We start from the raw sequence: 10,402 nt of genomic DNA on the forward strand, positions 1-10,402 counted from the left end.
GTTCACGACCCGAGCAGTGTCGGGCGGCGGCCGAGCGTCTGGGTACGAGGTCGGATTTTTGTGGGGCGCCCTCCCAAAAGCAGAGTAGATAGAATATATTCTTCAGTGAGTCGTCTAGGAGGACACCACATGAGCCAGACCCTGAAGTCCGTGCGCGAGTTCTACGACGAGGCGCCGCCCACCGACATCTCCGAGCTCTTCGCCACCTGGATGGACCTCGTCGACGGCCTCAAGGACAAGGTGGCCGACCGCTTCGAGCTCAAGCGCGACCCCTCGACGCTGCCGCTGGAGTCCTTCGGTGGCGAGAACGGCGGCCCCACCGGCCGGATCCGCGGCTACGTGGGCCCCGAGATCGACTGGATGATCCACTCCCACATGGAGAACGCCAAGGTCGGCTTCGCCAACATCCACCTGACCATCTGGCTCGGCCCCCAGGTCAAGGTGCCGCACTTCGGCCTCGCCCTCGGCGCCTTCCCGCAGGCCTGGATCTTCGTGGACTCGGTGCCGCGCACCAACCTGCTCGTCGACACCGACTCCTACGACCGCTACTACGGTCCGCTCAACGCCGAGTGGGAGCAGGTCCAGCAGGAGAACGACTTCCTCAAGCCGTTCGTCAGCCGCAGCGGCTTCGTGCGTGCGAGCCTGTCGCCCATGGCCCATGCCTACACCGCCACCATCGACGAGCGGACCACCGAGCTGGTCACCAAGCTGGCCCACGACCACCTGGACCGCTGGCTGGGCTGGGTCGACGCGGCCGAGAAGGTGCCGGCCGAGGAGCAGGCAGCCCTGGCCGCCGCCGACCTCGCCACCCGACGCAACGTCGCCGAGCGCGACCCCGCCAACGAGATGGGCGACCGCTTCTTCGGCAAGGAGCTGACCGAGCAGCTCGTGCGCTCCCTGTGGGGCGGCGACCGCGAGCTGCCGCGTCCGCACGAGGCCTGACAAGGGCGACCATGACCGTCACCGCAGCACCATCGCAGCTCGTCCGGGCACACCGCACCGCGGTGCGGGTGCCCGGCGCTGCCGCGCCGTTCGACACGTTGCACGTCACGCTGCGCCACCCGGCGTTGCCGGCGGCCAGCGACGTCGAGCGGATGAGCGGCATGCTGCGCGCCGACCCGACCGGGGCGCCGTACCCGGTCGTGGTGGTGCTGCCTGGGGTCAACGTCTCCTCCACCGGCTACCTCGACCTCGCCGTCGCGCTCGCGCAGGCGGGGATGGTCGCGGTCACCTTCGACTGGGTGGGCGAGCTCTTCGCAGGTCAGCACGGCCTGACCCCCGGCGTGGACCTCGCGGTGGTGGGCCCTGAGACCTACGGCACCGCACCGACGACCCCGGTGCTCGCGCCGCTGCTGGAGGCCCTGGCCTCCTGCAATGCCGAGGGCCCCCTGGCCGGGCTGCTCGACCTGGACCGGGTCGGGCTCTTCGGCCACTCCGCCGGCGGCACCGTCGCCCTGCAGTCCGCGCGTGCCGAGTGGTTCCCGCAGGTGCGCGCCGTGGCGACGTACGGCGCCCACACCATGGCCTCCCAGCAGCTCGGCCACCCGGCCGGGACCCTGCTGCCGGCGCCGGTCTCGGTGCCGGTGATGCTCGTGGCCGGCACCGCCGACGGCGTCGTCGCCGCGAGCGCCATCCGGTACGGCGAGGAGGCCGGCGCGCCGGCGCACGACCCGGTCGAGCGCACGTTCGTCGAGGCGCTGCCCGCCGACACCGAGGCGTGGCTGGTCCGGCTCGCGGGCGCGGGCCACATGCTCCCGGCCGCGCCGGAGGACCCCACCTCGGCCCGCGGCTTCCTCGAGGAGCCCCTCACCGCGGATGCCGAGCACCTGCGCGGCGTCCTCGTCGAGCTGCTCGTCGCCTTCTACTCTTCCCGCCTCGGCACCGACGCCGTTGCGACCACCGTCTTGGCCGGCTTGGCCGATGACCCCCGACCCGAGATCGCCGACATCCGTCGCCGCTAGGAGGAATTCCCCCCATGTTCAAGAACTTCTGGTACGCGGTCGAGTTCAGCACCGACCTCAAGGTCGGTGAGCCCAAGAAGGTCAAGATCCTCGGCCAGCAGCTGGTGCTCTACCGCAAGAACAGCGACAAGTCCGTCGTCGCGATGTCGGACCTGTGCGTGCACCGCGGTGCCGCGCTGTCGGACGGCTCGGTCAAGGGCGACTGCATCGTGTGCCCCTACCACGGCTGGGAGTTCCAGCCCGACGGCGTGGTCAGCCGCATCCCCGCGCACCCCGACAAGGGCATCCCGCGCAAGGCGCGGATCGACTCCTACCCGGTCGTCGAGAAGTACATGTTCATCTGGGTCTACATGGGCGACCTCCCCGAGGAGGAGCGCCCGCCGATCCCGGACTGGTCCGCGATCGACGACACCGAGAACTTCCGTGCGGTGAGCGGCTCCTTCCTGTGGAAGTCGAACTACGAGCGCATCCTCGAGAACGGCGTCGACGTCGCGCACACCCCGTTCGTGCACGGCGGTGTCTTCGGCAACCCGGAGAAGCCCGAGGTCCCGGAGTTCGTGGTCGAGGAGTCGGAGTGGCACTGCAAGATCTCCATCGAGCTCAACCCGCCGCGCTCCAAGGGCCTGTGGGGCGTCATCAACCCCAACAAGCAGGACCTCGCGAACCGCCCGCCGGTCCCGGTCTCCACGACCTGGTGGCTGCCGAACATGATCCTGCTCGAGATCGGCACCCCGATGGGCGCGATGAAGATCTTCGACGTCAACATCCCGATCGACGAGGACACCACCCTGGTCAAGTTCGTCGCGCTGCGCTCGTTCTTCAAGGGCAAGTGGGCCGACCGCGACGCTCTGCGCCGCGTCTTCAAGGTGCTCTACGAGGACCAGGGCATCGTCGACGCCGTCCGTCCCGAGCTGCTGCCCTTCGACCTCTCCTCGGAGCTGCACGTCAAGAGCGACTACAACGCGGTGCTCTACCGCCGACGCCGCCAGCAGCTGCTGGAGATGGGCTGGGGCGTGGAGGACAACACCATCGTCGGTGAGGGCCCGGCCCGGGTCGAGGCCCGCGTGATCCCCTCGCCGGTGCGCCGCGAGGTGCCCGAGCTGGCCAGCGCGTGGAACTTCAAGGAGGTCCGCAGCCGCGAGATCCTCGCCGGCCGCGGCGAGGCGCCGGTGCGCCAGGAGCGGCGCCTGGTGATGGACGACCCCGAGAAGCCCGGCACCGACGCCAAGGCCGACGACTCGGCCGCCAAGCCCGACGCCAACAAGGCCGGTGCCACCGCCCCGGCCACCGCCAAGGACAAGGAAGTGACCGCATGAGCCTCCCCGGTGGACTCTGCAACCGCACCGTCGACACCCTCGTCGACCGACTCGGCGCCAAGGAGGTCACCGGCCCCGACGGTGGCCCGTTCCAGGTGCTGGGCTCCGTGATGGGCCCCGACCCGGTCGGGTCCGTGCGGATCTGGACCAGCGAGAAGGTCGCCAAGATCGTCTACATCGGCGTCGTGGTGCCCCAGATCGGTCTCGACTCGCACATGGTGTTCGCCTTCGGGCACGAGGACTCCCCGATCCCGCACTTCACGCTGGACTCGGTGGCCGCGGGCGGTCACCTGGCGTTCCACCTCGACCTGATCCAGCGCGTCGACGCCGGCATCCACATGGTCTACAACGACTGGGCGCACACCCCGATCAGCGCCGCGTTCGAGGAGCTGAACACCCTCGAGGGCCTCTCCAAGGCGCAGCTCGAGCCGCGCCAGCTCACCGTGATGTCCTCGTGGATGGTCGCCAACCGGGCCAACCCCGAGGCGTTCGAGAAGCTCGATGGTCCGGTCAACGCCTACCTGGAGCACTGGCTGTCCCTGGTCGACTCCGAGGTTCCGGCCGCGGTGCTGGCCGACATCGAGGACACAAACCTCGCGGTGCGCGACGCCAAGAACCGGGCGCTGCTGTTCAGTGCCGACGTCGACAAGGTGTGGGCCCAGATGACGCGCCTGCTCGGCGAGGAGACCTCGGAGAAGCTGCGCCTGCAGCTGGCCTCCAACCAGATCAGCGCATGAGCTCGGAGGTCGAGACCTCGGAGTGGCAGAAGCGGATCGAGGGGGAGTGGCACGGGATCCCCGCGCTCTTCGACGCCCAGGGCAACCACGTCGGCTTCGAGTACATCGCTCGGGCCAGCGAGGTCACTGCTGAGGGCGCGCGCTACTGGATGGACTCCAAGCTGTCCGGTGCCGGTCCGCTGCGCAACCGCTTCGAGCTCGGCGCGCAGTTCGACTTCGGGGTCGTGGACTCCGACGAGAACCGCGTCTACACGGGACCGGACTTCTACGGCACCGGCCAGCCCTACGGGCTGTTCGTCGAGGCGAACTACTACTCGCCCGGCTGGCAGGCCGACCTGCGCACCTGGAACCAGGTGCTGCCCGACGGCGAGACGCAGGTCTACTCGTCGGTGCTGCACGACGGCTGGGCGGTGTGCGCGGTCTTCAACGGCGTCTACAAGCGCACCACGGACCGGGAGACCAACCCCGCCACCCAGCGTCTCGTCGACGACTGGCGTGAGCTGGAGAAGGAGCGCGGTCCGCGGCCCCAGGTGCTGCCCACGAAGCAGGCCGGCGCGTGGACCGGCACCCTGTTCCTCGACGGCGCCGACCAGTCCAGCGCGGGCAAGGTCGACGTGGTCATCGACCACCAGCCGACCTCGCTGCGCTCGGCGCGCCACACCATCACCTGGAGCGGCGACCTGGAGCGCAGCTACACCTTCGACCGCTACCGCGACGGCGCGCGCACCATGTACGAGGGCCCCGAGGTCTTCGGCAACGCCACGTCGTACGGCCGGGCGCTGTTCACCGTGCAGCACCTCGTCGGCCCCGACGCCAAGGGCGTGGAGAAGATTCGTGGACGCGAGTTCCTGATCGACCCCGACACCCGCGAGCTGGCCGTGGTGTGGCAGCTGATCAGCGGCGAGACCACCACCCACTGGGTGCACGGCTCGCTCGCCTGGGAGCCGCGATGAGCACCGCCCCGGGTCCCAGCCGCGTCGTGGTCGTCACCGGGGGCACCCGGGGCATCGGCCTCGGACTGGCCCGCGAGCTCCTCGTCCGCGGCTGCCGCGTGGTGGTCTGCGGACGATCCGAGGCCGCCGTCGCCGACGCGCTGAGCACGCTCGGTGCCGGCGACCGGGCGACCGGTCTGGCCACCGACGTCAGCGACCGCGCCTCCGTGCAGGCGCTGTGGGACCACGCCGTCGCCAGCTTCGGCCGGGTCGACGTCTGGGTGAACAACGCCGGCGTCTCCTCTGCCAACGTACCGATCGTCGACTCCGACCCCGCCGATGTGGACGCCATCCTGGCCGTCAACGTCGCCGGCGTCGTCAACGGCTCCTCGGTCGCCGGCAAGGGCATGGCTGCCCAGCCGGGCGGCGGCTGGATCTGGAACATGGAGGGCTTCGGCTCCGACGGGCGGACCCAGGCCGGCATCGGGGTGTACGGCGCCTCCAAGCGCGCGCTGCGCTACCTCACCGAGTCGCTGGTCAAGGAGCACAAGGGCACCGACGTGAAGATCGGCTTCCTCTCCCCGGGCATCGTCGTCACCGACCTGCTGGTCGGCGACTACGACGACAACCCCGAGGGTTTCGAGAAGGCGAAGAAGATCTTCAACATCCTCGGCGACAAGGTCGAGACCGTCACGCCGTACCTGGCCGAAGGGGTGCTCGCGGCCAAGAAGTCCGGTACCCGCGTGGCCTGGCTGACCAACGGCAAGGCCGCCCGCCGGTTCATGACCGCCGGCTTCTCCAAGCGCGACCTCTTCGCCGAGGCCGTCTGATGTCGGTCCTCGCCGCGAGCATCGACGTGTGCACCGAGTACGACGTGGCGCTCGCGGTCGAGGACTTCGTGCCCTGCCTGCTCGCACTCTCCGCGTTCGTCGTGCTCGCCGGCGCGGTGCGTGCCCGGGTGCCCTCGGCGTACCCGGTGGCCCTGCTCGGCGGCCTGCTGGTCTCGGCCGGCGGGTTCGGCAAGGCGATCTGGAAGCTGCTGGTGGCCACCGGGTGCTGGGAGTACCCGTGGCTGGAGTCGCTGCTCTTCCCGTGCCTGGCCTTCGGTTTCGCCGCCGTGGCCTGGGCGGTGCTCAGCGCGGTCCGCGGCCGGAAGGTGTCGCCGCTGGGGTTCGTGCTGTTCCCGCTCGCCGCGGGCATCGGCGCGGCCTGGATGAGCATCTCGGCCGGTGAGTACCGCAACTGGCCGCTGCTCATCGCTGCCGCCGTCGGGGCGTCCTTCCTCGGCATCACCCTCTGCGTCGCCGCGTTCCGCGGCGGCAAGCCCTCGGTGGGCGTGCTGTTCATCGTCTACACCCTGGGCACCAACATCCTGCCCCCGCTGGCCGCCCAGCCCGAGCAGTCGCTGGAGCTGCAGTGGGCCGAGCAGCTCACCAACTCGTGCGTCCAGCTCTGCTTCCTGCTGGGAGCGCTCTGGCTGCGCGAGCACATGAACCGCCCGGCGCCCACCACGAGCGCCGGCGAGAAGACAGGAGTCCCCGCGTGAGCGGAGTCGACCGGTTGGGCTGGCGTCGCAAGTTCGGCGTCATCGCGCCCTCCACCAACACCATCGTGCAGCCCGAGTTCGACATGATGCGCGTCCCCGGCGTCACGTCGCACTACGGCCGCATCTACATCCCCGACGGGCGGATCGCCACCGACGAGGGCATGGAGAACCTCCTCGTCCAGATCCGCGCCAACATGGACGACTGCGTGCGCAGCCTGATGACCATGCAGCCGGACTACATGGTCATGGGCATGAGCGCGGAGACGTTCTGGGACGGCGTCGAGGGCAACCGCCAGTTCGTCAAGCAGATCCAGGACCTGACCGGCGGCCTCGGCGTGGCCACCGGCGCGGAGGGCTGCGAGCGGGCGCTGAAGCTGTTCGGTGCGAAGAAGATCGCCGTCGTCACGCCGTACACGCCCATCGGCGACGCGAACGTCCGCAAGTTCTTCACCGAGCTGGGCTTCGAGGTCGGCCAGATCAAGGGGCTGTGCGTCAACAGCGCCGTCGAGATCGCCCAGGTCACCGAGAAGACCCTGCGGGAGTCGCTGATCGAGATCAACGACTCCGATGTCGACGCGATCGTGCAGTGCGGCACCAACCTGTGCATGACCGAGCTCGCCGACGAGGCCGAGCGTTGGCTCGACAAGCCCGTCATCGCGATCAACGCCGCCACCTGGTGGATGGCGCTGCGCGACAACGGCATCGAGGACCAGATGCACGGCTACGGGACGCTGCTCCGGGAGCACTGAGCCGCTGGACGACGAAGCCCCGCCCACCGACCTGACGGGTCCGTGGGCGGGGCTTCGTGCTGCGTGCGGGGTCTCGGGGGGCGGGGCGAGCCGCCTCAGCCGACGACGACCTCGTCGAGCGGAAGGTGCGGCTCGATCGCGGGGAACACGACGTACATCAGCAGCCACAGGACCGCGGCGAGCAGCACGAGCAGCTGCACGGCCTTCCACGGCCTGGAGCCGGGCAGGATGCGCCAGAGCAGTGCGTACACGTCGTACCTCCTCAGCCCAGAGCGGGCGGCGGGCCCGCGGCGGGGTCACGGGACTCGACCAGCTGGGCACCGACGACCAGGCGCTCGGTGGAGGCCCAGCGCGGGTGACAGGTGACCAGGGTCAGGGACTGGACGGTCGGGTTCTTGCCGGGTCGGCCGGCGACCGGGGCGATGACCTCGACCGCGGTGGGCGGCACGATCCGGGACCAGGTCACCTGGTAGGTGAACCAACCGTCCACGGCCTCGACGTAGACCTTGTCGCCCTCCTTCAGCTTGTCCAGCTGGGCGAAGGGCTCGCCGTGGGTGGCGCGGTGGCCGGCGACCGCGAAGTTCCCGACCTCACCGGGCAGCGCGGTGCCGGGGAAGTGGCCGGGGCCGTCGTTGAGGGTCTTCTTGTCCACGCCCTCGAGCACGACCCACTCCCAGTCCTCACCGAGCCGGGGGATGTGCAGCACGCTCAGGCCGTCGCCGACGTCCGGCGTGCGCGGCGACTCCTCGCCGCCCTCGAAGGTCTGGGCACGGAAATCCTCGAGCAGGCTGCGCTGCGCCGCGTCCGTCTGTACGTTCGTCCACACCAGCAGGTAGAAGGCCAGCAGGAACAGCAGGGCCGCGCCCGTCAGCAGCAGCTCGGCGAGGACGCTGAGCACGCTCCTGATGGACAGACGCGAGACACCGGGCATCTATTTAATATATCATCTAGCATCCGTCTCCCGGACTGCCCGCAGGAGGATCCGAACGCATGCTGACGCCCCGTTTGCGCACAGTATTGGCCACGGCGGTCCTCGCTGCCTCCGCCCTGCCCGGTCTGGGCATGGTGGCCGGCTCGGCCAGTGCTGCGGACACCGTGGTCGGCACCGACCCCGGGGGCGGGTGCTGGCGCTACGTGCCGGCCGTGCCGACGCCCGAGGTTCCGCGCCTCGGCACGCCGCTGAGCACGGAGCTGGAGCCCTGGGTGCTCGCTCCGGCGGAGGCCGAGGTGCAGCTGAGCACCGCCGGCGACACCGCGGTCGGCGGCACCCGGACGTTCGCCCTCGAGATCCCCAACGGCCCCGTGCTCTACCCGGACGCTACCGAGCAGCCCGCCGAGAAGATCGTGCTCAAGGCGAGCGCGGTGCTGCTGCTCGACGGCGCGGAGCTCCCGCCCGTGACCACCGAGGTGGAGCTCGAGCCCGCCCCCGCGGCGCCCGACCCGGCCGCGGCCGCGCCGGTCACGGTTCCGGCCCTCTCCTTCACCGGTGAGATCACCATCGCGACGGCCGCCACCTCGGCCCTGATCCTCAAGCAGCTGACCGTCGACGTCCCCCGCCCCGACCTGCCGCTCGGCGTCCCGCAGTCGCCGAGCCTGCGCGTGGTCTGCAACGGCCAGACCGAGGGAGACCCGGGCACGCTGCCGGGCCTCGGCGTGAACCCGGCGACCGAGCCCGTCGCGACGTCGGTCACTGCGACCTACCGCACGGTGGCCGGCACGGCGGCCAAGGTCACCGCCATCAGCTCGCAGGCGGTCACCAACGCGGCCCGTGCCGGCGACACGCTCACCCTGCAGGGCTCCGGCTTCCCCTCCGCCGCCGCCGGTGCGCTCGAGATGTGCGATCCCGACGGCACCACGGCTTGCACCCAGATGGTCCCCACCCAGACCACGCCCACGGGTGAGCACCTGGCCAGCGCGGCGCTCCCGTCCGGCCTCGCCGCCGGCGACCGCGCCGTGCGACTGGTGGCCGGGCTCCGCAGCGCCACCACGCCGCTGCTCGTCCTCGGCGACCCCACGGCCGAGGCATCCTCGGAAGGCTCCGGTGAGGACCGCGCAGCCCAGGTCGCCGGTGGGGACTGGGACCCGCTGCGCAAGGTCGCCCTGCGCGGGCTCGACTCCTCCGGCGCCGCGATCGGCAAGCGGATCGTCGTCACCGCGGACGAGCGCGGCCGGATCGAGGGTCGCCTCGACGTCGGCAAGCGCGCGGTCACCGCGGTCCGTGCCGAGCAGAAGCGCGCCGGCGGCGACCTGGTCGTCGAGGCCGACCTCGACGGCGGTGAGGTGACCGGCGGTCCCGAGACGCCGCAGCAGGACGCGCCGGGCGATGCCACGCCGCCGGCCTCCGGTGCCCCGGTCACGACGACCGGCCCGGTCACGGCCGACCCGGTCACGGCCGCACCGGTGGAGATCCCCGAGCCCGCCGACCTCGCGGTCAACGAGGTCACCGCCCCCGGCGACGCAGCCGCTGCGCAGCAGGGCGAGCTCGCCATCATCGACGCCGCCCTCACCGGGTCGAGCACCCTGGGCGACATGTTCGGAGCCTCGCCACGCCGCGTGCTGCGGCTCGACGTCGAGAACGTCGGCCAGGTGGCGGTGAGCGCCCCCGGTCTCACCATCTCGGTCGGGCGCACCGACGACGTCGAGCCGATCTACAGCTCCGACGGGCTGGGCACCATCGAGCCGGGAGCGGTGGAGCGGATCGAGGTGCCGATCGCGCTGGGTGTGGGGGCGATCGGCACCTACCAGATCAGTGGACAGCTGGGCACCGGCGAGGCCGGCACGTTCTCCCTCACCTGGCAGACCTACCCGTGGGGCCTGATCGTCCTCAACGTGCTGGGCATCGCGCTGCTGTCGTGGGCCGTCGAGCGTCGGCTGCGCCGGCGCAACCCGCCCCGCGTGGTGGCCGCCCTCGCGCCCGCCGGTCTCGCCACCGGCGCGCCGGTCGCCGGTGGCCCCGTCGGTGGGGGAGAGGCCGTCATCGACCTCGAGACCCTGGAGCGCTGGTGGGCGATGCAGGCCGCGGCGCCGGAGACCCTCATCGGCGCCGGGGACGACGGTCACGCCGTCGTCGACATCGACGCGGTGGAGCGCTGGATCGACCGCCTGCCCGCCAGGTCCTGACCCGCAGGGCCCTGTGTAACGGCTTCATGAATTGGCCGAGA

At 70.9% G+C, this 10,402-nt stretch carries 11 protein-coding genes; 9 read left to right on the plus strand and 2 right to left on the minus strand.

Translation table 11 applies throughout. The features are described 5' to 3' along the window. Positions 1-129 precede the first annotated feature (129 nt). Genes KG111_RS04835 through KG111_RS04870 form a run of 8 tightly spaced genes read left to right on the plus strand, consistent with a single transcriptional unit; the run spans position 130 to position 7,241 of the window. Positions 130-942 (plus strand): hypothetical protein, encoded by an 813-nt coding sequence (locus KG111_RS04835; RefSeq protein WP_205290508.1) that lies wholly within the window; start codon positions 130-132, stop codon positions 940-942. A gap of 11 nt (positions 943-953) precedes the next feature. Further along, on the plus strand, positions 954-1,961 hold the full coding sequence (locus KG111_RS04840; RefSeq protein ID WP_205290507.1) for an alpha/beta hydrolase: 1,008 nt from the start codon (positions 954-956) through the stop codon (positions 1,959-1,961). A gap of 14 nt (positions 1,962-1,975) precedes the next feature. Then, entirely contained in the window at positions 1,976-3,277 is a 1,302-nt protein-coding gene (locus KG111_RS04845; protein ID WP_205290506.1) for an aromatic ring-hydroxylating dioxygenase subunit alpha, read from the plus strand. Further along, entirely contained in the window at positions 3,274-4,014 is a 741-nt protein-coding gene (locus KG111_RS04850) for a hypothetical protein (protein ID WP_205290505.1), read from the plus strand. The genes KG111_RS04845 and KG111_RS04850 overlap by 4 nt, the downstream gene beginning before the upstream one ends. Further along, the gene (locus tag KG111_RS04855; RefSeq protein WP_205290504.1) at positions 4,011-4,967 is read left to right on the plus strand and encodes a calponin homology domain-containing protein; all 957 of its coding nucleotides are present in this window, start codon (positions 4,011-4,013) and stop codon (positions 4,965-4,967) included. The genes KG111_RS04850 and KG111_RS04855 overlap by 4 nt, the downstream gene beginning before the upstream one ends. Beyond that, positions 4,964-5,776, plus strand: a complete 813-nt coding sequence (locus tag KG111_RS04860; protein WP_205290503.1) for an SDR family oxidoreductase — start codon at positions 4,964-4,966, stop codon at positions 5,774-5,776. The genes KG111_RS04855 and KG111_RS04860 overlap by 4 nt, the downstream gene beginning before the upstream one ends. Further along, a complete protein-coding gene (locus tag KG111_RS04865) occupies positions 5,776-6,492 on the plus strand; it encodes a hypothetical protein (protein ID WP_205290502.1) in 717 nt (238 codons plus the stop codon). Before KG111_RS04860 ends, KG111_RS04865 begins: the two co-directional genes overlap by 1 nt. After that, positions 6,489-7,241: a maleate cis-trans isomerase family protein gene (locus tag KG111_RS04870; RefSeq protein WP_205290501.1), complete on the plus strand. Its 753-nt coding sequence runs from the start codon at positions 6,489-6,491 to the stop codon at positions 7,239-7,241. Before KG111_RS04865 ends, KG111_RS04870 begins: the two co-directional genes overlap by 4 nt. A gap of 95 nt (positions 7,242-7,336) precedes the next feature. On the opposite strand, the gene KG111_RS04875 is transcribed toward KG111_RS04870, so the two are convergent. Beyond that, a complete protein-coding gene (locus KG111_RS04875; RefSeq protein WP_205290500.1) occupies positions 7,337-7,492 on the minus strand; it encodes a hypothetical protein in 156 nt (51 codons plus the stop codon). Between the two features lie 11 nt (positions 7,493-7,503). Next, positions 7,504-8,172, minus strand: a complete 669-nt coding sequence (locus KG111_RS04880; RefSeq protein ID WP_205290499.1) for a class E sortase — start codon at positions 8,170-8,172, stop codon at positions 7,504-7,506. A 59-nt stretch (positions 8,173-8,231) separates the two neighbouring features. Here KG111_RS04880 and KG111_RS04885 point away from each other — a divergent pair, with 59 nt between their 5' ends. Then, on the plus strand, positions 8,232-10,361 hold the full coding sequence (locus tag KG111_RS04885; protein WP_205290498.1) for a hypothetical protein: 2,130 nt from the start codon (positions 8,232-8,234) through the stop codon (positions 10,359-10,361). The last annotated feature ends 41 nt before the right edge of the window (positions 10,362-10,402 follow it).

Source organism: Nocardioides faecalis, assembly GCF_018388425.1.
In the GTDB taxonomy this organism is placed as follows: domain Bacteria; phylum Actinomycetota; class Actinomycetes; order Propionibacteriales; family Nocardioidaceae; genus Nocardioides; species Nocardioides faecalis.